General features: G+C 70.0%; 25 protein-coding genes and 1 tRNA gene. 15 read left to right on the top strand and 11 right to left on the bottom strand.

The window, feature by feature from the left end; genetic code table 11:
* Positions 1–69: 69 nt before the first annotated feature.
* Positions 70–1,281 (bottom strand): alpha/beta hydrolase, encoded by a 1,212-nt coding sequence (locus tag IA22_RS0102995; protein WP_030122656.1) that lies wholly within the window; start codon positions 1,279–1,281, stop codon positions 70–72.
* 236 nt (positions 1,282–1,517) lie between these two features.
* A complete protein-coding gene (locus IA22_RS0103000; protein WP_030122657.1) occupies positions 1,518–2,186 on the bottom strand; it encodes a TetR/AcrR family transcriptional regulator in 669 nt (222 codons plus the stop codon).
* Between the two features lie 115 nt (positions 2,187–2,301).
* On the opposite strand from IA22_RS0103000, the gene IA22_RS0103005 reads away from it, so the two are divergent.
* Both IA22_RS0103005 and IA22_RS0103010 read left to right on the top strand, forming a co-directional pair.
* The gene (locus IA22_RS0103005; RefSeq protein WP_014156468.1) at positions 2,302–3,912 is read left to right on the top strand and encodes an MFS transporter; all 1,611 of its coding nucleotides are present in this window, start codon (positions 2,302–2,304) and stop codon (positions 3,910–3,912) included.
* Positions 3,913–4,120: 208 nt separating this feature from the next.
* Positions 4,121–4,549, top strand: a complete 429-nt coding sequence (locus tag IA22_RS0103010; protein WP_030122658.1) for a peptidase inhibitor family I36 protein — start codon at positions 4,121–4,123, stop codon at positions 4,547–4,549.
* Positions 4,550–4,624: 75 nt separating this feature from the next.
* Here IA22_RS0103010 and aceE read toward each other — a convergent pair whose 3' ends face one another.
* Positions 4,625–7,366 (bottom strand): pyruvate dehydrogenase (acetyl-transferring), homodimeric type, encoded by a 2,742-nt coding sequence (aceE, locus tag IA22_RS0103015; protein WP_014156470.1) that lies wholly within the window; start codon positions 7,364–7,366, stop codon positions 4,625–4,627.
* Between the two features lie 480 nt (positions 7,367–7,846).
* Between aceE and IA22_RS0103020 the strand changes: the two genes are divergently transcribed.
* The 6 genes from IA22_RS0103020 to IA22_RS0103045 all read left to right on the top strand — a co-directional run bounded on the left by IA22_RS0103020 (position 7,847) and on the right by IA22_RS0103045 (position 12,579).
* Positions 7,847–8,284, top strand: a complete 438-nt coding sequence (locus IA22_RS0103020; protein ID WP_014156471.1) for a DUF3052 domain-containing protein — start codon at positions 7,847–7,849, stop codon at positions 8,282–8,284.
* Positions 8,285–8,450: 166 nt separating this feature from the next.
* The gene (locus IA22_RS0103025; protein ID WP_014156472.1) at positions 8,451–8,909 is read left to right on the top strand and encodes a peroxiredoxin; all 459 of its coding nucleotides are present in this window, start codon (positions 8,451–8,453) and stop codon (positions 8,907–8,909) included.
* Between the two features lie 256 nt (positions 8,910–9,165).
* The gene (locus IA22_RS0103030) at positions 9,166–9,741 is read left to right on the top strand and encodes a TerD family protein (protein WP_014156473.1); all 576 of its coding nucleotides are present in this window, start codon (positions 9,166–9,168) and stop codon (positions 9,739–9,741) included.
* A gap of 151 nt (positions 9,742–9,892) precedes the next feature.
* Positions 9,893–10,468, top strand: coding sequence for a TerD family protein (locus IA22_RS0103035; RefSeq protein WP_014156474.1), 576 nt, complete (start codon positions 9,893–9,895; stop codon positions 10,466–10,468).
* A 71-nt stretch (positions 10,469–10,539) separates the two neighbouring features.
* A complete protein-coding gene (locus tag IA22_RS0103040) occupies positions 10,540–11,691 on the top strand; it encodes a DUF475 domain-containing protein (protein WP_030122659.1) in 1,152 nt (383 codons plus the stop codon).
* Positions 11,692–11,844: 153 nt separating this feature from the next.
* Entirely contained in the window at positions 11,845–12,579 is a 735-nt protein-coding gene (locus IA22_RS0103045; protein ID WP_015577025.1) for a TerD family protein, read from the top strand.
* A gap of 33 nt (positions 12,580–12,612) precedes the next feature.
* Here IA22_RS0103045 and IA22_RS0103050 read toward each other — a convergent pair whose 3' ends face one another.
* On the bottom strand, positions 12,613–13,476 hold the full coding sequence (locus tag IA22_RS0103050) for a TerD family protein (RefSeq protein ID WP_030122660.1): 864 nt from the start codon (positions 13,474–13,476) through the stop codon (positions 12,613–12,615).
* A 212-nt stretch (positions 13,477–13,688) separates the two neighbouring features.
* Here IA22_RS0103050 and IA22_RS0103055 point away from each other — a divergent pair, with 212 nt between their 5' ends.
* The 4 genes from IA22_RS0103055 to IA22_RS0103070 are packed head-to-tail and all read left to right on the top strand — an operon-like array spanning position 13,689 to position 19,090.
* Positions 13,689–14,849, top strand: coding sequence for an HpcH/HpaI aldolase/citrate lyase family protein (locus IA22_RS0103055; protein ID WP_015577023.1), 1,161 nt, complete (start codon positions 13,689–13,691; stop codon positions 14,847–14,849).
* A gap of 59 nt (positions 14,850–14,908) precedes the next feature.
* Positions 14,909–17,509 (top strand): phosphoribosyltransferase, encoded by a 2,601-nt coding sequence (locus tag IA22_RS0103060; protein ID WP_038271654.1) that lies wholly within the window; start codon positions 14,909–14,911, stop codon positions 17,507–17,509.
* Positions 17,510–17,517: 8 nt separating this feature from the next.
* Positions 17,518–18,372 carry an HAD family hydrolase gene (locus tag IA22_RS0103065; RefSeq protein ID WP_030122662.1) on the top strand — a complete coding sequence of 285 codons (855 nt, stop codon included), beginning with the start codon at positions 17,518–17,520 and terminating at the stop codon, positions 18,370–18,372.
* 58 nt (positions 18,373–18,430) lie between these two features.
* Positions 18,431–19,090 (top strand): O-methyltransferase, encoded by a 660-nt coding sequence (locus IA22_RS0103070; RefSeq protein WP_014156481.1) that lies wholly within the window; start codon positions 18,431–18,433, stop codon positions 19,088–19,090.
* A gap of 112 nt (positions 19,091–19,202) precedes the next feature.
* Here IA22_RS0103070 and IA22_RS0103075 read toward each other — a convergent pair whose 3' ends face one another.
* From IA22_RS0103075 to IA22_RS0103090, 4 genes are all read right to left on the bottom strand, one after another.
* Positions 19,203–19,427, bottom strand: a complete 225-nt coding sequence (locus IA22_RS0103075; RefSeq protein WP_030122663.1) for an FmdB family zinc ribbon protein — start codon at positions 19,425–19,427, stop codon at positions 19,203–19,205.
* 9 nt (positions 19,428–19,436) lie between these two features.
* Positions 19,437–20,030 carry a DUF4383 domain-containing protein gene (locus IA22_RS0103080; RefSeq protein ID WP_014156483.1) on the bottom strand — a complete coding sequence of 198 codons (594 nt, stop codon included), beginning with the start codon at positions 20,028–20,030 and terminating at the stop codon, positions 19,437–19,439.
* 132 nt (positions 20,031–20,162) lie between these two features.
* Complete coding sequence (locus tag IA22_RS0103085) at positions 20,163–21,530, bottom strand: hypothetical protein (protein ID WP_033248658.1); 1,368 nt, start codon at positions 21,528–21,530, stop codon at positions 20,163–20,165.
* A gap of 70 nt (positions 21,531–21,600) precedes the next feature.
* Complete coding sequence (locus IA22_RS0103090) at positions 21,601–22,374, bottom strand: DUF4097 family beta strand repeat-containing protein (RefSeq protein WP_030122665.1); 774 nt, start codon at positions 22,372–22,374, stop codon at positions 21,601–21,603.
* A 253-nt stretch (positions 22,375–22,627) separates the two neighbouring features.
* Between IA22_RS0103090 and IA22_RS0103095 the strand changes: the two genes are divergently transcribed.
* Positions 22,628–22,702 (top strand) — tRNA-Val (locus IA22_RS0103095).
* Positions 22,703–22,817: 115 nt separating this feature from the next.
* On the opposite strand, the gene IA22_RS0103100 is transcribed toward IA22_RS0103095, so the two are convergent.
* The 3 genes from IA22_RS0103100 to IA22_RS0103110 form a co-directional block, all read right to left on the bottom strand.
* Positions 22,818–23,420, bottom strand: coding sequence for a hypothetical protein (locus tag IA22_RS0103100; RefSeq protein WP_030122666.1), 603 nt, complete (start codon positions 23,418–23,420; stop codon positions 22,818–22,820).
* A gap of 98 nt (positions 23,421–23,518) precedes the next feature.
* A complete protein-coding gene (locus tag IA22_RS33920; RefSeq protein WP_245229535.1) occupies positions 23,519–23,692 on the bottom strand; it encodes a hypothetical protein in 174 nt (57 codons plus the stop codon).
* Between the two features lie 207 nt (positions 23,693–23,899).
* Positions 23,900–24,658 (bottom strand): DeoR/GlpR family DNA-binding transcription regulator, encoded by a 759-nt coding sequence (locus IA22_RS0103110; RefSeq protein ID WP_015577016.1) that lies wholly within the window; start codon positions 24,656–24,658, stop codon positions 23,900–23,902.
* Between the two features lie 48 nt (positions 24,659–24,706).
* Between IA22_RS0103110 and IA22_RS0103115 the strand changes: the two genes are divergently transcribed.
* A complete protein-coding gene (locus tag IA22_RS0103115; RefSeq protein ID WP_015577015.1) occupies positions 24,707–25,090 on the top strand; it encodes a hypothetical protein in 384 nt (127 codons plus the stop codon).
* Positions 25,087–25,764, top strand: coding sequence for an NUDIX domain-containing protein (locus IA22_RS0103120; RefSeq protein WP_030122667.1), 678 nt, complete (start codon positions 25,087–25,089; stop codon positions 25,762–25,764). Before IA22_RS0103115 ends, IA22_RS0103120 begins: the two co-directional genes overlap by 4 nt.
* Positions 25,765–25,772 lie beyond the last annotated feature (8 nt).

Consider the following 25,772-nt stretch of genomic DNA (forward strand, 5'->3'; position numbering starts at 1 on the left):
GTGGAGTCACGACCGAGCGGGCAGGCCGTTCGCCGTTCTCTACGCGCGTCGGTCGCGTCTCTACGCGCGTCAGGCCCCGGGCCCGCCGGAAATCTGCCGGTGGCACGCGGCATCGGAACGCGCACAGCTGACCGCGTCATAGGCGCCCACGCCGATCGCGGCGAAATTGCTCAGACTCTCCGTACCCGGCTCGAAATAACCGCTGTGCCCGACCGCGCCGCTCGCCGACACGATCCGCGCGCCGAAGGCCGGGTCGACCGGGTCGGCACCGTGCCCGAGACCGCCGACCGCCAGGTTCGGGACGTCCTCGATCCAGTCGTCACCGTCCCGCATGGCCCACACCCTGGCCCGGGTGTGCAGGGCGCCGGCGTTGTCCGCCCGCATCCCCGGACTGCCCGCGACCGCGATGTCGGACACCCGGGAGGGCAGCCCGCGCGCGGCGACACCGCACAGCACCGAGCCGTAGCTGTGGCAGAACAGCGAGACGTCCGACGTGCCGGGCAGCGCCTTCACCAGGGCGTTCAGCCGCAACGCGCCCTCCGCGGCGAGTCCGCCCAGCGCGGCGTCCATGCCGATCCCCGCGGGTGCCGTGTAGTCGGCCCACGCGATGACCGCCGTACGGGAGGCCGGGCGCGCCGACCGCTCGGCGTCGTACAGCGACCGGGCCATGCCGACGGGCGCCGCGTTCTCCTTCACACCGGTCCGCTCCAGCGTCAGCAGATTGGTGTCCACCCCGGGCACGACGACCGAGATCCGCTCGGCCCGGTCGAGGTCGCCGAAGACCTCGGCGGCCCGCCCGCGCCCCGACGGGTCGAACGTGAGGATCTGCCGGTCACCCGCGAGCAGCGAACGGAAGCGGTCCAGCCGACGCACGGCCTGACGGTGCCCGTCCGGCGAGAGCCGCACGTCCTGCGTCCGCTGCTCCTCGGCCGATTCCGCCTGCTCCAGGGCGTGCCGGTTCGCCCGGTAGCGCAGGGTCACCGGTGCTCCGTTCATGTTCCCCACCACCAGCGGGTACTTGTCGGTGAGGGCGACCTGCTGGCCCGCCGTGAGCGCCGCGAAGAAGTGGGCCAGCCGGTACGCAGGAGCGCCCACGTCCGGGAGTGACTGACCGGCTATCCGGTCCTTCGCCCAGGAAGCGAGCGCGATCTCGCGCGGTTCGGCGGAGTGCTGATGGCGCACGGCGGTCCACCCGGTGGTCGCCAGCATCACGAACACGACCGCGATGGCGAGCAGAGCGCGCCATGCGGTGAGCGTGGGAGAGGAATCGAAGGAAGTCACTGAGCCCCACCCTAGGAGACGCTCACTTCCCGTCGTGACAGGGGTGACGCGGATCACTCGACCGCGGGGAATTGGCCGCCCGTCTCCTACGCTCCGTGTGCGCCGGATCCACGTACCGGCACGTCAGAGGCCCGCCGTTCGCCCGAAACGGCCTCGTGGGCCCCGGTGTTGTGATGTCGGCCATGTCGAACGGATGAGGGGTGCGGCACACCTGTGCGGTTCCCGTAAGGACGTGCCTACGCGGCGCGCCAGCTCCCGGAGAGCGCGGGCCCGAGCTGGTCCAGATGGAGTTCCGTCAACTCCCGGAGCGCGTCCACCCCCGCGTCCTGCCGGCCGCCCCACAGCTGCCCGGTCATCCGCATCACCCCGGAGAACGCGGCCACGGCCACCCGTGCGCGGGGATCCGTCTCCGGGTCGATCCCCTCACGCTCCGCGATCAGCGCGGCGGTCTGCCGCTCCAGGCCGACGTTGCGCCGCGTGTGGGCGGCGTGCAGTGCCGGAGTCGATTCGATCATCCGGTAGGCCCGTACCTGGAGTTCGACCGTGATGTCCGATCCGCCGGATTCCCCGCGTGTGCTCCAGGCGTTCAGGGCGGCCCGCCGCATCGCCTCGAAAGGAGGCTCCGAAGCCGGGCGTTGGCGCAGTTCCGCGAGGAAGCGGGCGTCCACCGCCTCCTGGACCGCGAAGGCGACGGCCTCCTTGTTGGTGAAGTAGCGGAAGAAGGTGCGCTGGGAGACGTCGACGGCGTCCACGATCTCGTCCACCGTGGTCCGGTCGTACCCCTGCGTGAGGAAGAGTCGGAGGGCGGTGTGCAGCAGGGCCTCCCGGGTGCGCCGCTTCTTGCGCTCGCGCAACCCGCACGGACCCCCCGGCCGGGGAGCTCCGGATGTCTGCCCGCGTGTCACGTACCGGACCTCATTTCACCGCTTCCACCTGCTCAGGGTACCTGTGAGCTACGTGACAGTTACTGTCTCGTGAATTGGTTTGTCAACTGTCAGTGGCTGCCATAACGTCCTGCGCATGACTAGTCGGACCATTGTCGAGAAGGCGCCGCGGGAGCCCGAAGACACCCTTGCTCCCGCACCCGCGAAGGGCCTGCGCGGCCACCCCTGGCTGACCCTCTTCGCCGTCGCCATCGGCGTGATGATGGTGGCGCTCGACGGCACGATCGTCGCCATCGCCAACCCGGCGATCCAGAAGGACCTCGGAGCCTCGCTCGCCGACGTCCAGTGGATCACCAACGGCTACATGCTCGCCCTCGCGGTCTCCCTGATCACCGCGGGCAAGCTCGGTGACCGCTTCGGCCACCGCCAGACCTTCCTGATAGGCATCGCGGGGTTCGCCGCCTCCTCGGCGGCCATCGGCCTGTCCGGCAGCGTGACCCTGGTGATCGTCTTCCGGGTGCTCCAGGGCCTCTTCGGCGCCCTGCTGATGCCCGCGGCACTCGGTCTGCTGCGCGCCACCTTCCCCGCCGAGAAGCTGAACATGGCCATCGGCATCTGGGGCATGGTGATCGGCGCGTCGACCGCGGGCGGCCCCATCCTCGGTGGCGTACTCGTCGAGCACGTCAGCTGGCAGTCCGTCTTCTTCATCAACGTGCCCGTCGGTGTGCTCGCGCTCCTCTTCGGCCTCGTGATCCTCCGGGACCACCGTGCCGAGAACGCGCCGAAGTCCTTCGACATCGGCGGCATCGTCCTGTTGTCGCAGGCGATGTTCTGCTTGATCTGGGCCCTGATCAAGGGCTCGGAGTGGGGCTGGGGCGACTGGCGGACGATCGGCTTCCTCGGCGCGGCCGTCGTCCTGTTCGTCGTGTTCGCGCTCTCCCAGAAGAACGTCCGCGAGCCGCTGATCCCCCTGGCCATGTTCCGCTCCGTGCCGCTCTCGGCCGGTGTGGTCCTGATGGTGCTGATGGCGTTCGCCTTCATGGGCGGCCTGTTCTTCGTCACGTTCTACCTGCAGAACGTCCACGGCATGAGCCCGGTCGACAGCGGACTGCACCTGCTGCCGCTGACCGGCATGATGATCGTCGGTTCGCCGCTCGCCGGCGTCGCCATCACCCGGTTCGGCCCGCGCGTGCCGCTGGTCGGCGGCATGGTGTCCGTCGCGATCGCCATGTTCGGCATGTCCCAGCTGACCATCGGCACCGGCACGCTGACGATGTCGCTCTGGTTCGCCCTCCTCGGATTCGGCCTCGCGCCGGTCATGGTCGGTGCCACCGAGGTCATCGTGGGCAACGCCCCGATGGAGCTCTCCGGAGTCGCCGGCGGTCTCCAGCAGGCCGCGATGCAGGTCGGCGGCAGCCTCGGCACCGCCGTCCTGGGCGCCGTCATGGCCGCTCAGGTCGACGCGGAGCTCGAGGACAACTGGAAGGCCGCGGAGCTCCCGCCGGTCGATCCGGCGCAGCTGGACCAGGCGTCGGCCGCCATCAAGGTCGGGATGCCGCCGATCGCCCCCGGCACCCCGCCGGAGATCTCGGTGAAGATCGCGGACGTCGCCCATGACACGTTCGTGTCGGGCATGAGCTCCGCCTTCATGGTCGCGGGCATCGTCGCCGTGGTCGCCGCCCTGGTCGCCACGCTCACCAAGCGCGGCGCGAACGCCGAGGCGGGGATGGGCGCAGGCCACATCTGATCACCCTGCGACACCTGGACGGCCCCGGGCAGCCCCTCGGCCCCACGCGTCAACACAGCGCATCCGACAGCCCCGCCGGACGGTTCCGGCGGGGCTGTCGCCTATCAGGATGGTCCGCCGACGGCGCCCTTCCCGGCCCTTGCCTCCGCAGGTCAGAGTGCGGACACGCGAGCCACCCGGCCCGCTCGACCACGGGGGTTGATCCACCATGCGCACCACGTTCCTCGCCGCCGCCCTGGCGGCCACCGCACTCGTCCCGGCCACCGCTCCGTCCTCGGGCGCCGCACCGGCCGGCCACCACGGGGCCACCGGGCAGCAGCACGCCCGCAGCGCCCCGCAGGCCGCACCGGCAGGGCTCGCGCCGTGCGGCTCGGGCCAGCTCTGCCTCTGGGCGAAGCCCGACTTCAAGGGGGCCGTCCAGGCCCACGAACTCTCCACCGTCGACATCGAGAGCTGCGTACCCCTGCCGGTCGGCTCCTCCGCGCAGGCACTGGTGAACCGGACCGGGCGGCCCGTCACCACCTACCAGTCGGCCGAGTGCGCCGAGACGGGCGAGTTCGAGACCTACCCGGGCGGCGGCACCTGGGTGCCCCGGTCCCCGTACACGGTGAGGGCCTTCAAGATCTGGGAGAGCTGAGCGGACCCGGGCCCGGACACGCCGGAGGGCGGCGGGGTCCTCGGACCCCGCCGCCCTCCGGTTCCGCCAGGAGCGCTACGCGTCGCCACCGGCCGGGCCGGGGCCCGCCGCGGCCACGTCCAGCAGCTCGTAACGGTCCAGCGCCGTCTTCAGCGCCGAACGGTCGATCTTGCCTTCCTTCGCCAGCTCCGTGAGCACCGCCAGCACGATCGACTGCGCGTCGATGTGGAAGTAGCGGCGGGCCGCACCCCGGGTGTCGGCGAAGCCGAAGCCGTCCGCACCCAGCGACTGGTACGTGCCGGGAATCCAGCGGGCGATCTGGTCGGGCACGGAACGCATCCAGTCCGAGACCGCCACGAACGGGCCCTCGGAACCGGACAGCTTCTCCGTCACGTACGGGACGCGCTGCTCCTCCTCCGGGTGGAGCAGGTTGTGACGCTCCACCTCGACCGCCTCACGGCGCAGCTCGTTCCAGGAGGTCGCCGACCAGACGTCCGCCTTCACGTTCCACTCGTCGGCGAGGATCCGCTGGGCCTCGACCGCCCACGGGACCGCCACGCCGGACGCCAGGATCTGGGCCGGGATCTGGCCCTTCTCCCCGGCGCGGTAGCGGTGCACGCCCTTGAGGATGCCCTCGACGTCCACGTCGGCGGGCTCCGCCGGGTGCTGGATCGGCTCGTTGTAGACGGTGAGGTAGTAGAAGACGTCCTCGTTCTCCTCGGGGGTCCCGCCGTACATCCTGCGCAGACCGTCCTGGACGATGTGCGCGATCTCGTACCCGAACGCCGGGTCGTAGGAGACGCAGGCGGGGTTCGTCGAGGCGAGCAGCTGCGAATGGCCGTCCGCGTGCTGAAGACCCTCACCGGTCAGCGTCGTGCGGCCGGCGGTCGCGCCCAGCACGAAACCGCGCGAGAGCTGGTCGGCCATCTGCCAGAACTGGTCACCGGTGCGCTGGAAACCGAACATCGAGTAGAAGACGTACACCGGGATCAGCGGCTCGCCGTGCGTGGCGTACGCCGAACCCGCGGCGATCAGCGAGGCCGTGCAGCCGGCCTCCGAGATCCCGTCGTGCAGCATCTGCCCGGTCGGCGACTCCTTGTACGCGAGGAGGAGCTCACGGTCCACCGACTCGTACTGCTGACCCAGCGGGTTGTAGATCTTCGCGCTCGGGAAGAACGCGTCCATGCCGAAGGTGCGGTACTCGTCGGGTGCGATCAGCACGAAGCGCTTGCCGATCTCCTTGTCCCGCATGAGCTCCTTCAGGACGCGGACGAACGCCATGGTGGTGGCGATCGACTGCTGACCCGAACCCTTCTTCGCGGTCGCGTACACCTTCTCGTCGGGAAGGGGCAGCGGCTTCGACCGCACCACACGCGTCGGGACGTAACCGCCCAGACCCTGGCGGCGGTCGTGCATGTACTGGATCTCCTCCGAGTCGCGCCCCGGGTGGTAGTACGGCGGGTTGCCGTCCTCCAGCTGCTTGTCCGCGATCGGGATGTGCAGACGGTCCCGGAAGCGCTTGAGGTCGTCCGCCGTGAGCTTCTTCATCTGGTGGGTCGCGTTGCGGCCCTCGAAGTTCGGCCCGAGCGTCCAGCCCTTGACCGTCTGCGCGAGGATCACGGTCGGCTGGCCCTTGTGGGCCTTGGCCGCCGCGTACGCCGCGTAGACCTTCCGGTGGTCGTGGCCGCCGCGCCCCAGGTGCAGGATCTGGTGGTCGGACATGTCCTTGACCATGTCCCGCAGCCGCGGGTCGTCACCGAAGAAGTGCTCGCGGATGTACGCCCCGGTCTCGGTGGCGTACGTCTGGAACTGGCCGTCCGGGGTGGTGTTCAGCTTGTTGACCAGGATGCCCGTGCGGTCCTGCGCGAGCAGCGGGTCCCAGCTGCGGTCCCAGACCAGCTTGATGACGTTCCAGCCGGCGCCGCGGAACTGCGACTCCAGCTCCTGGATGATCTTGCCGTTGCCGCGCACCGGGCCGTCGAGGCGCTGCAGGTTGCAGTTCACCACGAACGTGAGGTTGTCCAGGCCCTCACGGGCGGCGATCGACAGCTGGCCGAGCGACTCCGGCTCGTCCATCTCGCCGTCGCCGAGATAGGCCCAGACGTGCGAGTCGGAGGTGTCGGCGATGCCGCGCGCCTCCATGTAGCGGTTCATCCGCGCCTGGTAGATCGCGCCGAGCGGGCCGAGGCCCATCGAGACCGTCGGGAACTCCCAGAAGTCCGGCATCGACCGCGGGTGCGGGTAGCTGGACAGCGCGTGCCCGGCCTTGGACTTCTCCTGGCGGAACCCGTCCAGCTGCGCCTCGCTCAGCCGGTCGAGGAGGAAGGCGCGGGCGTAGATGCCCGGGGACGCGTGTCCCTGGAAGAAGATCTGGTCTCCGCCGCGGCCGTCGTCCTTGCCGCGGAAGAAGTGGTTGAAGCCCACGTCGTACAGCGAGGCGGAGGAGGCGAAGGTGGCGATGTGACCCCCGACACCGATCCCGGGCCGCTGGGCGCGGGAGACCATCACCGCGGCATTCCAGCGGGTCGCGTTGAGGACCTTGCGCTCGATGTCCTCGTCGCCGGGGAAGAACGGCTCGTCCTTCGTGGCGATCGTGTTGACGTAGTCGGTGCTGCGCATCTCGGGCACGGCCACGCGCTTCTCGCGCGCCCGCTCGATGAGCCGGAGCATCAGGTAGCGGGCCCGCTCCCGGCCGCGCTCGTCGACGGCGGCGTCGAGGGAGTCCAGCCACTCCTGGGTCTCTTCAGGATCGAAGTCCGGGACCTGGCTGGGAAGGCCGCCAATGATGATCGGGTTGCGATCGGATGCGGAAGCCACGCTGTTCCTTCGCTGCTCGGTGATGCTCTTCGGGGCCTGGTCGCGGGGAACGTACCCCCGCGTCGGAGGCGTAAGCCGTCTCCATCGTGTACCGCGAGGACCTAAACGTCACCTCTACTGTGGGGTAACACAAGGTTCCCGGACACCGTGTCCGGGCACCAGTACCAGCAGCGCGAGGGCGACCCTGCCCAAACCGCAACCATACGCCCGACCCGGCCAAGCGTTCCCAAAGCCCGTTCGAATCCGAATGGCGGAGCGAAACGGCATAAGCTGAGGAAGGACGTAAAGGGTCCGGACAGCATTTCCGGCCCCGCAGGAGACATGCCGGACGTTGCGGTGACGTGGCAGGGAACGTCACCGTTTAGGCGGTCTCGGACGCCGGGTACTTGCGCGATTCGCCGAGCCCGTGTGGACTACGGCCAATGCCCCGCGCACGCGCGTGGCTGAAGCATTTTCCGAAACATGATCAGGAGGCAACCCGTGAGCGCGACCGCGGACCACGCGGAGGAACGGACCAACACGGCCGTCAGGCTTGGGTTCGAACCCGGACAGGTGGTCCAGGAGATCGGCTACGACGACGACGTCGAGCAGGAGCTCCGTGAGGGCATTGAGGCCACAATCGGCCAGGAACTCGTCGACGAGGACTACGACGACGTCGCTGACGTCGTCCTGCTCTGGTTCCGCGACGAGGACGGCGACCTTACGGACGCGCTGGTGGATGCCATTGGTCTGATCGAGGACGGTGGCACGGTCTGGCTGCTGACGCCCAAGACCGGCCGAGACGGATACGTCGAGCCGAGCGACATCAACGAGGCTGCCCAGACAGCTGGTCTTGCCCAGACCAAGAGCATCAACGCGGGCAAGGACTGGACGGGCAGCCGTCTGGTCACCCCCAAGGGGGCCAAGGCCAAGCGCTGAGCTCTTCCATCACGACCGGAGGCCCCCGACGGCACCACGCCGAAGGGGGCCTTCGTACGCGCCGCCGCGGTTCTGCCCGGGTTCCGCGGGGGACGCTGCGTAGGGTGGGTTTCACCCGGACGGCTCAGAGCCGGGAAGTGTGACGTCACCGAAGGGATGCTTGTACATGGCGATCGAGGCCGGCACGAAGGCTCCGGATTTCGAGCTGAAGGACAACCACGGGCGGACCGTGAAGCTCTCGGACTTCCGGGGCGAGAAGAACGTGGTGCTGCTCTTCTACCCCTTCGCCTTCACCGGCGTCTGCACGGGGGAGCTGTGCGCGCTCCGTGACGAGCTGCCGACGTTCGAGAACGACGACACCCAGCTCCTCGCGGTCTCCAACGACTCGATCCACACCCTGCGCGTCTTCGCCGAGCAGGAAGGGCTCGAGTACCCGCTGCTGTCGGACTTCTGGCCGCACGGGGAGACCTCGCGGGCGTACGGCGTCTTCGACGAGGACAAGGGCTGCGCGGTGCGCGGCACGTTCATCATCGACAAGGAGGGCGTCGTCCGCTGGACCGTGGTCAACGGCCTGCCGGACGCGCGTGACCTGAACGACTACATCAAGGCACTCGACTCGATCTGATCCGTGGTGGACGGGGGACCGGACGCCTCCGGTTCTCCCCGGAGGACCCGGCCCCCCGCTCGGCCCGTGACCGGGGGTCCGTGATGTGCCGGATCCGGGGTTTGCGACCGCCCGGATCCGGGGATCTCCTGGCGGCGACCGGCCAAAAGCCTGTTTTGGCCGGGAACCGGTCACTAGGATCCAATCGTTGATCCGATGCCAACGCACGACGGGGGCGCTGGTGTCTGCCGGCCCTCTCTAAACTTTTGGAGGACTCGTGGGAGTCAGCCTCAGCAAGGGCGGCAACGTCTCGCTGACCAAGGCCGCGCCGAACCTGACCGCGGTCATCGTCGGTCTGGGCTGGGATGCCCGGACGACCACCGGCGGTGACTTCGACCTCGACGCCAGCGCTCTGCTGACGAACGCCGAGGGCAAGGTCGGCAGCGACGGGAATTTCGTCTTCTTCAACAACCTCAAGAGCCCCGACGGCTCCGTCGAGCACACCGGTGACAACCTCACCGGTGAGGGCGAGGGCGACGACGAGGTCATCAAGGTCAACCTCTCGGGCGTCCCCGCCGACGTCGACAAGATCGTCTTCCCGGTCTCGATCTACGAGGCCGAGAGCCGTCAGCAGAGCTTCGGCCAGGTCCGCAACGCGTACATCCGCGTGGTGAACCAGGCGGACAACAGCGAGCTCGCCCGCTACGACCTGAGCGAGGACGCCTCGACGGAGACCGCCATGGTCTTCGGCGAGCTCTACCGCAACGGCGCGGAGTGGAAGTTCCGCGCCATCGGCCAGGGGTACGCCTCGGGTCTGCGCGGCATCGCGCAGGACTTCGGCGTCAACGTCTGACCTGGTCCGGAGGAAGCTCCGGACCCTTCAGCTCCATCCCGTCCGGCGCCGCACCATGTGCGGCGCCGGACGCGCTCGGCCGAGCGCCCCGCGTCCGTCAGGCGCCCGTGCCGGGCAGGCAGGACCGTCATCGACTCGGGGAGGACACACCATGGGCGTCACGCTCGCCAAGGGAGGCAATGTCTCCCTCTCCAAGGCCGCACCCAATCTCACGCAGGTGCTGGTCGGGCTCGGCTGGGACGCACGATCCACGACGGGAGCCGACTTCGACCTGGACGCCAGCGCACTGCTGTGCCAGTCGGGCCGGGTCCTCGGCGACGAGTGGTTCGTGTTCTACAACAACCTCACCAGCCCCGACGGCTCCGTCGAGCACACCGGTGACAACCTCACGGGGGAGGGCGACGGCGACGACGAGTCCGTCATCGTGAACCTCACGCAGGTGCCGGCGCACTGCGACAAGATCCTTTTCCCGGTCTCCATCCATGAAGCCGACAATCGTGGGCAGACATTCGGTCAGGTCAGCAATGCCTTCATCCGCGTGGTCAACCAGGCGGACGGGCAGGAACTGGCACGGTACGACCTCACCGAGGACGCGTCGACGGAGACGGCGATGATCTTCGGCGAGCTCTACCGATATGGCGGGGAGTGGAAATTCCGTGCAGTCGGACAGGGGTACGCGTCCGGGCTCCGCGGCATCGCTCTAGACTTCGGGGTCAACGTTTCGTAAAGCCGCGCACGGCGCGGGGGAGCCCCGTACTCAACCGGGGGAGACCCGTTACACACATGATGGGGTAGCCAGTGCTTCTGAAAACCTTCGGCTGGTCGTTCGCGGTGACCGCGCTCGGCCTGGTCGCAGCGGTGTTCTACGGGGGGTGGCAGGCATTCGGCATCGTCGCGATCCTGTCGGTCCTCGAGATCTCGCTGTCCTTCGACAACGCGGTGATCAACGCCGGAATCCTGAAGAAGATGAATGCCTTCTGGCAGAAGATCTTCCTCACCGTCGGTGTGCTCATCGCGGTCTTCGGTATGCGGCTGGTCTTCCCCGTGGTGATCGTGGCCATCAGCGCTCAGCTGGGGCCGATCGAGGCCATCGACCTCTCCTTCAACGACCCTGACCGGTACAAGGAACTGGTGACGGACGCCCATCCGTCGATCGCCGCGTTCGGTGGCATGTTCCTGCTCATGATCTTCCTCGACTTCATCTTCGAGGACCGTGACATCCAGTGGCTGCGCTGGATCGAGCGCCCGCTCGCGAAGCTCGGCAAGGTCGACATGCTGTCGGTCTGCGTCGCGCTGATCGTCCTGCTGGTCTCGGCCATGACGTTCGCGACCCACGCGCACCAGCACGGCGGGGGTCACGCCGACAAGGCGTCGACCGTCATGCTCTCGGGCATCGCCGGTCTGATCACCTACCTCGTGGTCGGCGGCCTCTCCGGATTCTTCGAGAACAAGCTCGAAGAGGAGGAGGAGCGCGAGCAGGAGGCCGAGGAAGAGGCCAAGAAGGCCGGCAAGCCGGTCTCCGGGGTGCTCCTCGCGGGCAAGGCCGCGTTCTTCATGTTCCTCTACCTCGAGGTCCTCGACGCGTCCTTCTCGTTCGACGGTGTCATCGGCGCCTTCGCCATCACCAACGAGATCGTCCTGATGGCCCTCGGTCTCGGTATCGGCGCCATGTACGTCCGTTCGCTCACCGTGTACCTGGTCCGCCAGGGCACGCTGGACGACTACGTCTACCTGGAGCACGGCGCGCACTACGCGATCGGCGCCCTGTCGGTCATCCTGCTCGTCACCATCCAGTACGAGATCAACGAGCTCATCACCGGCTCCGTCGGGGTCATCCTGATCGGCTGGTCCTTCTGGTCCTCGGTGCGGCGCAACAAGGCGATCGAGGCGGCCGGCGGCGAAGGCGGCGGCGGCTCCGATTCCAAGGCGGAAGTCACCTCCGGGGTGTGACCCGGTAGGGAACGAGGAACGCTCTCTCTGCGGGGCGGCCCACGGCGGCGGTTCTCCGGGAACACCCGGACCCGACCCGGTGGCCGCCCCGCAGTGGCGTGCGGGGCGTGTGGGCGGGGTCGGGCGTTACTACGGATAGGTATGGGGGTTGGGATGGCCTTCTGGGACGGCCTTTTTCCGCGCCGGGCGGCGCAGTTCGAGTCGGGTAACTCCGCGACGAACTCGATCGTGCTCTCCAAGCGCAATGCCACGGTCTCGCTGAACAAGCAGGGCGCGCTGTCGGGCAATCTGCGCGTCAACCTGTCGTGGCGGATGCGTACGTCGGACATCGGCGGGAGGTCGCGGCAGAGCGGCCGGCTGCTGCGGCCGCTGAAACTCTTCAAGCCCGAGGTGGTGCAGGCGCACACCCAGGGCATGGTCAACGTCGACCTCGACCTCGGCTGCATGTACGAACTGGCCGACGGGACGAGGGGGGTGGTGCAGCCCCTGGGCAACCTCATAGGCGACCTGAACGCGGCCCCCTACATCAGGCTCAGCGGCGACGACCGCTTCGGGGCGCCCTCGGGCGAGACCGTCTACGTGAACCTCGACAAGCGCGACGAGATCAAGCGCCTGCTGTTCTTCGTGTACATCTACGACCAGACGCCCGCCTTCGACCGTACGCACGCCAAGGTCACCCTCTACCCGGGCAACGGTCCGCGCATCGAGATCGAGCTGGACGAGAGGGCCCCGCAGGCCCGCTCCTGCGCCGTGTTCACCGTGGACAACACCAAGGGCGAACTCGTGGTGCGCCGCGAGGTGAAGTTCGTCTACGGCTTCCAGTCGGAGCTCGACCGCATGTACGGCTTCGGTATGCAGTGGGGACGCGGCTACAAGACGCGGGCCTGAGTGGGCGCGGTGGAGGGCCGCCGCGCCCCCGGCTCAGCTCCGGAGGAACTGGGGGCCCTGCGGGGGCAGCGCGAAGTTCGGGTCGGGAGCGTGGGCCGCCGCCGCGGCGGGCTGCGGATAGCCGTACGCCGGCCGCGCGGCGGGCTGCGGATAGCCGTAGGCGGGCTCGGGAGCAGTCGTGGGCTGCTGCGGGTAGCCGTAGGCCGGCTGGGGCGCCACGGCGGGCCCTGGGTAGCCGTACGCGGGCTGCTGGTGCTGGACGGTGGCCTGGGAGTCCGGCGACGGCTCGGAGACCTCCGGCACGGACGGGGCGGTCTCGGAGGAGCCGGGTCCGGACTCCGCCTCGGCCTCGTCCACCGAGATCCCGAAAGCGTTGGCCAGCCCGACGAGGCCCGTGGGATATCCCTGCCCCACGGCCCGGAACTTCCAGCCGTCGCCGCGCCGGTACAGCTCGCCGCAGATGACCGCGGTCTCCTCGCCGGTCTCCGCGCGCACGTCGAACACGGCGAGCGGATCGCCGTCGGCGGACGCCGCGTCGTACAGCGATATCCGCAGGTCCGTCACCCGCTCGAACGCCGCCTCGTCGCAGGACGCCGCGATGACCACCTGCTCCACGGAGGGGTCGAGCGAGGACAGGTCCGCCTCGATCGTGTCCGTGAGCCCGTCGGGCGAGCTGCGCTTGGGCAGGCGCCGTACGAGGCCGGACGGGTGCCGCGGCTGGTTGTAGAAGACGAAGTCCTCGTCGGAACGCACCTGTCCGGAGGGGCCGATCAGCAGGGCCGAGGCGTCCACGTCCGGCACACCGGCACCCGGGGTCCAGCTCACCACGGCCCGTACGGCCGTGGCGTCGAGAGGGACGTTCGAACCCTTCAGCATCGCGTGCGTCATGGCGGTCATCCTGCCTGCTGGTGGGGCGCGCGGACAACGTGGGGGTGCGAACCAGTAGGCCAGGCACCGGTCACCGGGGTCGCACAGGCGCGCCGTGCGGAATGTGAGATACACCGGGGACACCCGAAGTTCATACGGCCGGGGAACCGACGACACCTGCCCGAACGTACTATTACCGGCCATACGTTTGTCCGGTCTCTATGGCAGTACGGGGGAATCACATGCGTCATTTCGGGCACATCTCGCCCGCTGTCCGGGAGAGCCTGTTCTTCAGGGAGCCGTGCGCGTTCGACGCGGGCTCCTCCTCCCGCATGCTCAGCGCGGCCCTGGGGGCCACGCTCTACAGCCCCGCCACCCGGCCCAGACTGGCCGACGACGTGATCAAGCAGACCGGTCGCGGCGTGGTGTCCATGGTGCTCTGCCTGGAGGATTCCATCGACGACGCCGAGGTCGTCGGTGCCGAGGCCAACCTGGTCCGGCAGTTCGCCGATCTTGACGCGCGCGATGCCGAGGCGCCGCTCCTCTTCATCCGGGTCCGCGAACCGGAGCAGATCTCCGACCTCGTACGGCGGCTCGGAACCTCCGTCCGATTGTTGTCCGGATTCGTACTTCCGAAATTCACCGAGGAGCGTGGCGAGCTCTTCCTGGAGGCCCTCACCGCGGCCGAAGCGGAAAGCGGTCACCGGCTGTTCGCGATGCCCGTCCTCGAATCACCGGAGCTGCTGCACCTGGAGACCAGGGGCGAGACCCTCCGGGGTGTCGCGCGCACGGTCGACAAGTACCGTGAGCGGATCCTGGCGCTGCGGCTCGGGGTCACCGACTTCTGCTCCGCCTACGGCCTGCGCCGGGCCCCCGACATGACCGCGTACGACGTCCAGATCGTCGGTGCCGTCATCGGCGACGTCGTCAACGTGCTGGGCCGGGCCGACGGCACGGGGTTCACCATCACCGGGCCGGTGTGGGAGTACTTCCGCCTCCAGGAGCGGATGTTCAAGCCCCAGCTGCGCCGCAGCCCCTTCATGGGCAGGGCCGAGGAACTGCGCACCACGCTCATCGAGCACGACCTCGACGGGCTGCTGCGCGAGATCGAGCTCGACCGCGCCAACGGGCTGATGGGCAAGACCTGCATCCACCCGTCCCACGTCCTGCCCGTGCACGCGCTGTCGGTCGTCAGCCATGAGGAGTACAGCGACGCGCAGGACATCCTGAGGCCCGAGCGGGGCGGCGGCGGCGTACTGCGTTCCGCCTACACGAACAAGATGAACGAAGTGAAGCCGCATCGCGCCTGGGCCGAGCGCACCCTGCAGCGGGCCGAGGTCTTCGGCGTGGCACGCGAGGACGTCGGATTCGTGGAGCTCCTCGCCGCCGGCCTGACGGACTGAGCGTGGGCACGGGCGCGTGGGCGGCGGAAGAATCCGAGCACATACCGGAAGAAGAGGCAGTGGACGTGGAGTGGTCGGGGAACTGGGTCGCGGAGCGGCTCGGCGTCGAGCTCGTCGGTGACGGGGAGCTCCGGGAGCTGCTGGGCCTCGCCCTGCGCCGCAACCCGAAGCGGGCCCATCTGCTCGTGTCGAACGTCCTGGGCAAGCACGTGCCGCAGCGGCCGTCCGTGGTCCACGGTGTCGGCTTCGAGCTCGGCGAACGGGTGCGGGACCTGCTGGGCGAGGCCGAGGCGGGCCGCGCGGTCGTCCTCGGCTACGCGGAGACGGCGACCGGCCTCGGCCACGCCGTCGCGGACGGGCTCGGGGTGGCTCCCTACCTGCACTCGACCCGGCGCCCCGTCCCCGGTGTCGCACAGGCGGGCGGTTTCGAGGAGGCGCACTCCCACGCCACCTCCCATCTGCTGCTGCCCGAGGACCCGGACCTGCTGAAGGCCTCCTCGGACGGCTCTCCGCTGGTCCTGGTCGACGACGAGTTCTCCACCGGCAACACCGTCCTCAACACCATCCGCGCCCTCCACGCCCGCTATCCCCGGGACCGGTACGTCATCGTCGCGCTGGTGGACATGCGGTCCGAGGCCGACCAGGGGCGGCTCGCCGAGTTCGCCGAGGAGATCGGTGCCCGCGTCGACCTGGTCGCCCGGGCCCGCGGCACCGTGCGCCTGCCCGAGGGCGTCCTGGAGAAGGGCCGGGCCCTGGTGTCCGCACAGGACGCGGACCACGCGGCGACCGCGCCCCCCGCGCCCCGGTCCGTCCCCGCACGCGTCACCCTCGACTGGCCGGCCGGTGTTCCCGACGGTGGCCGGCACGGCTTCACCCCCGCGCACCGCGCGGCTCTGGAAGCCGCTCTCCCCGGCATGGCCGCCCGTGTCGCCGACGCCCTGGGTGACGCCCGCCGGGTGCTCGTCCTCGGCTTCGAGGAGCTGATGTACGCGCCCCTGCGGCTCGGCACCGCGCTGGAGGGCGCCACCACGGCCGAGGTGCGCTACTCCACCACCACCCGCTCACCCGTGCTCGCCGTCGACGACCCCGGCTACGCGATACGCAGCCGCCTCGTCTTCCCCGCCCACGACGACCCGGCCGACGGGCCCGGCGACCGGTACGCCTACAACGTCGCGGGCGGTGGCTTCGACGCCGTCGTCGCCGTCGTCGACTCCGCCGCGGACACCCCGGCCCTGCACGCCCCCGACGGACTGCTCGCCCGGCTCGCCGGACACACCGACCGGGTCCTGCTCGCGGTCGTCCCCTCGTACGTCCCGTCCTCCGCCCTGCCGCAGGACCCGCCACCGGCCCCGTCGTCCGGCTCGGCGTCCACATCGTCGTCCGCCTCGTCCCCCGCGTCGTCCCAGGTCTCGGACCCGGCCCTCCCGCCGACGCCGCGCAGGATCCTTTCGCCGGCCCCGGACACGTCCCCGGCCCCCCACAGGCAGGAAACCGCCATGCTGCCCGAACCCCTCCGGGGCCCCGCCTTCTCCTCCTACGCGGCGGACGAGGTCGGCTGGCTGCTCCAGGACCTGTCCGACACGCAGTTGGAGGCCCCCACCGAGGAGCGGGAGGAGGCGATCCAGAGCGGCGGCGCCCACTACGCCGAATCGCTGCCCGTCGAATACCAGCCCAGCCCGCAGTACCAGGAGCTGTTCAAGGCCGCCCTGGACACCTCGGCGGCCCGTATCGCCCGCGCCGTCGGCACCGTCACCGAGACCGTCCTCGCCGAACGCTCCCGCTCCGGGGGCCGCTCGGGCGGGACCCCCGTCCTGGTCTCCCTCGCCCGGGCCGGCACCCCCGTCGGGGTGCTCATGCGCCGATGGGCCCTGCACCGGCACGGTCTGGACCTGCCGCACTACGCCGTCTCCATCGTCCGGGGCCGTGGCATCGACGCCAACGCCCTGCGCTGGCTGGCCGCGCACCACGACCCCGCGGACGTCGTCTTCGTCGACGGCTGGACCGGCAAGGGCGCCATCACGCGCGAACTCGCCGCGGCCCTGGAGGAGTTCGAGGGCTTCAACCCGGAGATCGCCGTACTGGCCGACCCGGGCGGCTGCGTACGGACGTACGGGACGCGCGAGGACTTCCTCATCCCGTCCGCCTGCCTCAACTCCACGGTGTCCGGGCTCGTCTCCCGCACGGTCCTGCGCTCCGACCTGGTCGGCCCGCACGACTTCCACGGCGCGAAGTTCTACCGCGAACTCGCCGGGTCCGACGTCTCCGGCCTGTTCCTCGACACCGTCGCCGCCCGGTTCGACGAGGTCGCCGACGCCGTGGGCGCCGAGGCCAAGGAACTCCTGACCGCGGACCGGGCCCCCACCTGGGAGGGCTGGGCGGCGGTGGAACGCATCAGCGAGGAGTACGGGATCCACGACGTGAACCTCGTCAAGCCCGGCGTCGGCGAGACGACGCGGGTGCTGCTGCGCCGCGTGCCGTGGAAGATCCTGGCCAAGCGGGGAGCGGGCGCCGACCTCGACCACGTACGACTGCTCGCCGGGCAGCGCGGCGTCCCGGTCGAGGAGGTCGACGAACTCCCTTACACCTGTCTGGGGTTGATCCACCCCAAGTACACCAGGGGCGCCACCGGTGCGGACGGCACGGCGGTGACGGCCAAGTGAGCGCGACCATGACCACCCCCGAGGGCGGTTCCCCGGAGGCTCCCGTGACCCTGGTGGCCAGCGACCTCGACCGCACCCTCATCTACTCCGCGGCGGCCCTCCAGCTGACCATGCCGGACGACCGCGCCCCGCGTCTGCTCTGCGTGGAGGTCTACGACAGGGCGCCCCTCTGCTACATGACGGAGACGGCCGCCGCGCTCCTCGGCGAACTGGCCCGCACCACGGTGTTCGTACCGACCACCACCCGGACCCGGGAACAGTACGGCCGCATCCACCTCCCCGGCCCGGCACCCCGGTACGCGATCTGCGCCAACGGCGGCCACATCCTGGTCGACGGCGTGTCCGACCCGGACTGGCAGCAGCACGTGACCGGCCGTATCTCCGGCGAGTGCGCCTCGCTCGCCGAGGTCCGCGCCCACCTCCAGGCGGCGTCCGACCCCTCCTGGCTGCTCAAGGAACGGGTCGCCGAGGACCTCTTCGCCTACCTCGTCGTCGACCGCGCCGCCCTCCCCGAGGGCTGGGTCAAGGAACTCACGGCCTGGGCCGACCCCAAGGGCTGGAGCGTGTCCCTCCAGGGCCGCAAGATCTACGTCGTACCCAAGCCGCTCACCAAGAGCGCCGCCATGCACGAGGTGGCCCGCCGCACCGGCGCCACGCGCACGCTCGCCGCCGGCGACTCACTCCTGGACGCCGACCTGCTGCTCGCCGCCGACCGGGCCTGGCGCCCGGGCCACGGAGAGCTCGCCGACTGCGGCTGGGGCGCGCCGAACACCGAGGTGCTCAGGGAGCGGGGTGTCGCCGCGGGCGAGGAGATACTGCGCCGCTTCCTGCGGGCCGCCGACACGCAGGGGGCGGGTCGCTGAGCACCCGCGGGTGATCTTCGGCAAGCTGGGCGGGCCGCCGTGAACCGAGGAGACCCGCATGACCAAGGGCAACAGCACCAAGATCACCGATGAGCTGTACGCGTACACGCTGGCCCACAACCCTCCGCTGGACGCGGTGCAGCGCGAACTGGTGGAGACCACCTACGCCGAGCTGCCCGACCAGGCGGGCATGCAGTCGGCGCAGGAACAGGGGCCGCTGCTCGCCTTCCTCGTCCGGCTGACGGGCGCCCGCCACGTCGTGGAGGTCGGCACCTTCACCGGCTTCTCGGCGCTGTCGATGGCCCAGGCACTGCCCGCGGACGGGGTGCTGATCGCCTGCGACATCTCCGAGGAGTGGACGGCCTACGGCCGGGACGCATGGGAGAAGGCAGGCGTCGCCGACCGGATCGACCTGCGGATCGCGCCCGCGCTGGACACCCTGCGCGCGATGCCGGCCGAACCGCACATCGACATGGCCTACCTCGACGCGGACAAGGGCAACTACATCGCGTACTGGGAGGAACTGGTCCCGCGCATGCGCCCCGGCGGGCTCGTCGTCACCGACAACGTCCTGTTCCACGGAGGCGTGACCGACCCGCTGGCCACCGGGGCCACTGCTGCCATCAGGGGCTTCAACGACCATGTGGCCGCCGACGCCCGGATGGAGAGCGTGCTGCTGACCGTCGCGGACGGACTGACGCTCTCCCGCCGCAGGTGAGCCGCTCGGGCCTGTCCTTCCGTTTCCGTGGTGCTCCGCCGTGGGCGACGGGGCGGGCCTTTCTTTCCGGGCGGTCGGCGGTGGGCGACGGGGCGGGCCAGCGCTTTCGGGTTCAGCCGCAGCAGCCGCCCCCGCAGCAGCCACCGCCTCCGCCGCCGCCCGACGAGGGGGCGGGAGCCGCGGAGGAGGCCGAACCGCCCACCGCCACGGTGGAGAGCAGCTTCACGGTGTCCTCATGCCCTGCCGGGCACGAGGCGGGAGCGGAGGACTCGGCCATCGGACGGCTGAGCTCGAACGTCTCGCCACAGGGGCGGCAGCGGTACTCGTAACGGGGCATGGCCCCAGATTAGAGCCTCTTCCCCTTCTCGACGCCGGGCATCGGGGCGAGAGCGCGGCGGCGGCGCTCCTCCGTCGCGAACTGTTCGGGGTGGCGGGCCCGCCAGTACGGATTGTCGTGAGGAAGCCCGCCGCTGACCCTTCCGTACATCCCGAACATCATCAGCAGAAGACCGACGATGAAGCTGAACAGCACGTTCTGCATCTGGAAGGCCAGGAAGTTCAGGCCGGTATCGAGCAGGGCCAGATTCACGAACCCGCTGATGATGAACGCGATACCCAGGACCATGTTGAGGGTCGAGGCGAAGTTGCCGCCGACGACCATGCCGACGAAGAGCAGCAGCCCGACGCAGATGGACAGGATGCTGAGCGCGCCGTTGGTGTTCAGGCCGGCCACCGTGTCGCCGCCGGTGTCGAAGATGCCGATGCGGTCGATGAGCCCGAGGATGCCGAACGCGACGAGGACCAGGCCCATCAGACCCGCCCCGACCCGGTACACCTGGCTGAGGCGGTGGTCGACGGGCAGGTGCTCGTCGAGGCGGGTGGCCTTGCGGCGGGAAGATACGCCGCGACGGCGCGTGGGACGCAGGACGTGTGTGGCCATGACGGCCTCCTTCGGCCGCGTGCGGCCAGGGACGCCTCGGCGAAAGCCGCTGAGTACTTCCAGGATCGGCCTACCTGCCGCATGGGACAAATCAGGCCGTTCGGTGACCCCGGTGGTGGTCCGACGCGAGGTTCACGCCCCGCCGCCCAGATCCTCGCGAATCGCGGAGACGACCCGGGTCGCCGTCTGCCGCACGGCTTCGGTCTCGGTGAGGAAGTGCCAGTAGTCCGGATGCCGCCCGTCGAGCCCGGTGACCGCCCGCTCCAGCCGTGCCACGGCGTCGTCGAGCGGGCGGGCATGGCGCGGATCCGGGGTGTTGCGGCCGGCCATGGCGAGCCGCTGCGCGTCCCGGATCGCGAACCGGGTGCGATCGATCTCCGCCTGCGGATTCTTGGCGACCGCGTCGAGCCGCCGCAGCCGGTCCCCGGCGGCGGACACCGCCTCGTCGGTCGCGTTGAGCAGCGCACGGACCGTGCTCAGACGGGACGTCGCATCGGCCCAGCGCTGCTCGGACCGTGCCGTGGCGGCCTCCGCCAGCTTCTCCTCGGCCTGCCGGACATTCACCGCGGCCTGCTCGGGAACGGGCTGGAGATCCTGCCAGCAGGCGGCCGAGAAACGCCGCCTGAGCTCACTCAGCACCGGCTCGACCTGCCCGGCGCGCGTCGTCAGCGCCTGCGCCCGGGTGCGCAGCGACACCAGCCTCCGGTCGATCTCGGCAGCCCGCTCGGGAAGCCGGTCCGCCTCCGCCCGCACCGCCTCGGCGTCGCGCAGCACCTGGTCCGCGCGCTGCAGTGTCTCGGCCACGCCGTGACGCCCCGCACCCTCGTTGAGCTTGGTCAGCTCCGGGGCGAGCGCCGCGAGCCGGGCCGCGAGATCGTCGGCCCGCAGCCCCGAGGCACGTACGGCGTCCAGGGCGTTGCTCGCGGCGAGCAACGCCTGCCGGGCCCGCTCCACAGCGGGGGCGAGCCGCGCCAGCTGCGTCTCCGCGCTGCTGAGCAGCGTCCCGAGCCCCTGGGCGTAACGGTCCAGCTCGCCCTTGACCCGCACGAGCTCGTCCTTGGCCCTGGTCAGCTGGGTGCGCGCACCGGCCGCCGCCGAGGGCTCCAGATCGTCCCGGTCGAGGTCGTGGGCGTCGACCGCGGTGATGTAGACGTGGCTGACGTCGTCGATCCGCCGACCGAGCGCCGCGAAGTCCTCCACGGCCTTGCGGGCGCGCGGCGAACTGTCGACCGCGGTGATCGTCTCGATCGAGATCTGAAGATCGCGCTGAGCGGTGTCCAGCTCGTAGAAGGCGGCGGCCGCGGCGTCCTTCGCCGCCTGCGCGTCGGCCCGCTGGTTCTCCCCACGCCCGCCGAACCAGCGGCGCGTACCCCCGCCCGCGAAGGCGGCCGGCAATGCTGCTGCGACCAGGGGGACCGGCAGGAGCATCAGCACCAGGACGTCCCTGACGGCGGAACCAACACTCGCTTTCGCCTCCGGCCGCGTGTGTGTCGCCGTCACATCCCTCTCCCGTGCCGATCCGCCCTGCCCGGTTCATTCTCCCACCAGTGAGGACGAACGCACGGGCCGGTTAGTTCGCACTTCGGACGGTGACTTCACCGTTGTCGCTGCGCGCCTTCACCACGTGCTCACTGCTCTCGCTGCGCGGGACGTCCACGGAGACGTCACCGTTGTCGGCCTCGGCGGACACCGCGTACGTCTCCTTCCCGCCCGGCAGGGTCACGGAGATGCTCCCGTTGTCACTCACGGTGTCCACCAGGTCCGGGACCTCGGCGAAACCGAGTTCGACCGTCCCGTTGTCCGACCGGGCGATCACGGAACGCCCCGAGATCCGCTCCGCCTCGATCGAGCCGTTGTCGGCGTGCAGCTCGAGCGGCCCGGAGGCGTCACGCACGGTCACCCCTCCGTTGTCGGCGGAGATCTTCAGGGGCTCGGCGAAGCCGACGGCACCGACCCGCCCGTTGTCCCCCTGCACGGTCACGGCAAGACCGCGGGGCACCTTGACCTCGTGGTACGCCTCACAGTTGCTGATCACGGCCCGGCACTTCACCTCGAGCTTCAGCTCGTCACCCTCCAGCTTCCACACGGGGTCCGGCCCACTGCCCAGCACGACCCAGCCGTCGACCCGGCGGGTCACCTCGATCTCCTTCACATCGGCGGACACGAGGTCCAGGCTCGAGTTCTCGGCGTCGATGGTGAGCGCCTTCCCTCCGAAGGCGAACGACTTGTGCTCACTGGGGGCGTCCTCCGCATCGGTGCTGCCACAGCCGCTGAGCGCGGCGACGAGAAGCACGGTCCCGGCAGCGGCGACGAGCGTGTCGGTGCGGCGTGTGCGAACGGTCATGATCTGAAGTCCCCCTGAGAGCCCTACCGGTGTGGCACCACCGTATGTACGGGCCCACCCCCGGCACGATCCGGACGGCTACCGTCTCGGGGGTGGGGATATCCCCCGTACCGGCCTCGGGGGGCCGTTCTGCCCTCGGGGGAGCGCGACTGCGGGCGGGGCCGTGGGGCGGCGAGGCGTGCAGGCGCCCGACCCGGGCGGAACCGGATTGCCGATGGGGGCCGTGGGCCATGTAACCTGTTGGCTCATCCACGGGTGCGTAGCTCAGGGGTAGAGCGCTGCTCTTACAAAGCAGATGTCGGCGGTTCGAAACCGTCCGCGCCCACCAGCAGGAAGCACGACGAAGGCCCAGGTCACCGGTACAGAACCGGGAGCCTGGGCCTAGTTCGTTCCTCAGCCGTGGGGTGGGGGAGAGGCGTCGTGCCAGTCACGTGCCAGATACGTCAGAGAAGGTCCCGCCAGAATGTGGCAGTCGCCGCTCTCGGGTTCCAACTCTCGTCGACGTCGCCCCGTGTCTCGTCGAACTCCCGGTGCATGTAGTCGACCAAGTCCTCCCCGTAGTAAATGATGTCCGTCTGCCATATCGAGAGCACGGGGTGCCCGAAGCTTCCCTGGCCGGCCGGGACGTACCGGTGGGCGTACACGGGCACCAGCACCGGCACTTTCTCGAGGCAGTACCGCGCTGTGGCCAGGGCGGCTGCATCATCGGCTGGACGCTCGCCCCATGCCTGGTACCAGAAGCGGTTGTGCTCGATGCTGAGGAGTACGCCCTCGACGGGCCAGCCCAACTGATTACGCAAGCTGTCCGGATCGCCACTGCGCCACTCGGGCCAAGGCTTGGACCAGGTCTGCCCGTCCTCGGGAGCAACGTTGACCGGAAGGCCGGCCGCGAGGAATGCGCGGTGATCGTCCGCGAACTGGAACCCGTACTCCCGCTCGATCCGCGCGAACTCGGCGTCGGTCAGCCCCGGCTCGAACTCAAAGAGGTCTGTCTGTGCCAGGCGACGCGCTGCCTCCGCGCCAAGGCGTGCCCCCTCATTCATCATCGCCGCACATTAGCGACACGGGAGCCTTCCTCGCCCGAGTTCTGCCCCGCCCAGCGCGCCGGCGAGTCACCTCAGAGCGCCGCAGCTTCCTCCCGAGCTCACGTGAAGGGTGAAATCTGCTGCTTCGCCAAGTGCTCAAGGGCGGCCTCGACGCACGCCTCGGCGGACGACAGGTCAGCCCTGAAAAACCCTTCCGCCCCCAGGGCGCCACCGGTGACGATCACCATCCAACGGCGCCCCTGTGCGCGCTCGCCGTCAGCCTTGAAGACCACTGAGCATCCCCGCTCGGCCAACCACTCCATCAGTTACACGACGTCCACGACCCGCCCCCTCCCAGACCCTCATCAGCTCACTCTGGATGGGGTCGTTTCCCTGGATCAGTGTCTCTGTCGCTCTCAACCGATCAGTGATTGCCGAGCTCGGAGCCTGACGATCAGTGCGGCCGCGGGAGCCCCGGCCCCTCCCGGTGCCGGCGTCGATCAGTCCGCAGCCAGGATCTCCACCCCCCGTGCCATGAGTTGCTCGGCGACCGGGTGGCCGGGGTCGGCGTCGGTGATCAGTCCGCTGATGTCCTCCCAGGGCAGGACGCGGAAGCGTGAGGCCGTGCCGATCTTCTCGGACGACGCGAGGATGTACGTGTCCGCCGCCCGGGCCGCCAGGGCTCGCTTCATCGCGGCTTCCTCGGCGTCGCCGGTGGTCAGGCCCGCCTCCGGGTGGACGCCTGTGACGCCGAGCAGGCAGATGTCGGCCGAGACGTTCTGGGCGGCTTCCACCGCTGCCGCGCCGCAGGCCACCGCCGAGTGCTTGAAGATGCGTCCGCCGAGCAGGAAGACATCGGCCAGCGGGTGTTCGATCATCGCGGCCGCGATCGTCGGGCTGTGGGTGATCACCGTGCACGCCAGTTCCGGCGGGAGTGTGCGGGCGACGGCGAGGGCGGTGGTGCCGCCGTCCAGGATCAGGGCGCTGCCCGGCCGTACCAGGGCCGCCGCCCTCGTGGCGACCTTCCGCTTGCCGTCCGGGGTGACGGACGTGCGGGTGGCGTAGTCAGCCACGGCCGGGGAGACCGGCAGCGCGCCGCCGTAGACCCGGTGGCAGAGTCCCTCGGCGGCCAGATCGCGCAGGTCGCGCCGCACGCTGTCCTCCGAGATGCCCAGATCCGCGGCGACGTTCTTGGCCACGACCTTGCCCTCGCGGGCGAGAAGGCCCAGCAGGTGGTCGCGTCGTTCAGCAGCCAGCATCCGTAGTCTCTCCTGTTCTTGCACGTTTCTGCGTGTATCGTAACGCCCATGACCGACAAGCCGATGCTCATCCTCATCGCAGGGCCCTACCGCTCCGGCACCGACGGCGACCCGCAGGCCATGGCCGCGAACCTCGCCCGTCTCGAAACGGCGGCGTGGCCGGTCTTCGCCGCCGGCCATCTCCCCGTGATCGGGGAGTGGATAGCCCTCCCCGTCCTCAGTTCGGCAGGCGCCGGCCCCACGGACCCGCTCGCCGAACAGGTCCTCTACCCGACCGCCGACCGTCTCCTCGCCCACTGCGACGCCGTGCTCCGGCTCCCCGGGGACTCCGCCGGAGCCGACCAGGACGTCGCCACCGCCCGGCTCCGCGGCCTGCCGGTGTACCACGACGTGAGCGAGATTCCGCGACTCGCTCCGCAGGAGGCCCTGTGAGCGCCCGCCCCGGCATCGACGTCCCCGACCACCGGGGCCGCACCGGCCTCGACCGTGCCGGGCGGGACCTCGACCGCAACCCCGACGTCGTCGTCCGCGACGTCGAGCTGACCTCTCGGGGCTGGCACGTCCTGCGCCGCACCACCTTCGACTACCGGCGCCGCGACGGGCGTCGGGTCACCCAGCAGCGTGAGACGTACGACCGCGGCAACGGCGCGGTGGTCCTGCCGTACGACACCGAGCGCGGGTGTGTGCTCCTCACCCGACAGTTCCGCTACCCGGCCTACGTCAACGAACACCCCGACGGCATGCTCGTCGAGGCCGCGGCCGGGCTGCTCGACGGCGACGACCCGGTCGCCGCCGTCCGCCGGGAGGCCGCGGAGGAACTCGGAGTGACACTCGGCGTTCTCACCCATGTCTTCGACGCCTACATGAGCCCGGGCTCGGTCACCGAGCGCCTTCACTTCTACGCGGCCCCCTACACCTCGGCCCACCGCACCGGAAGCGGCGGCGGGCTGGAGGAGGAGGGCGAGGACATCGAAGTGCTCGACGTGCCCTTCGCCGACGCCCTGACCATGGTCCGCGACGGACGCATCGTCGACGGCAAGACCGTCATGCTCCTGCAATGGGCCGCCCTGGAAGGCCCGTTCGCCCCTGAGGCGGGCACCGGCTGACGCTGCCG

The organism is Kitasatospora papulosa, assembly GCF_000717245.1.
Lineage (GTDB): Bacteria > Actinomycetota > Actinomycetes > Streptomycetales > Streptomycetaceae > Streptomyces > Streptomyces papulosus.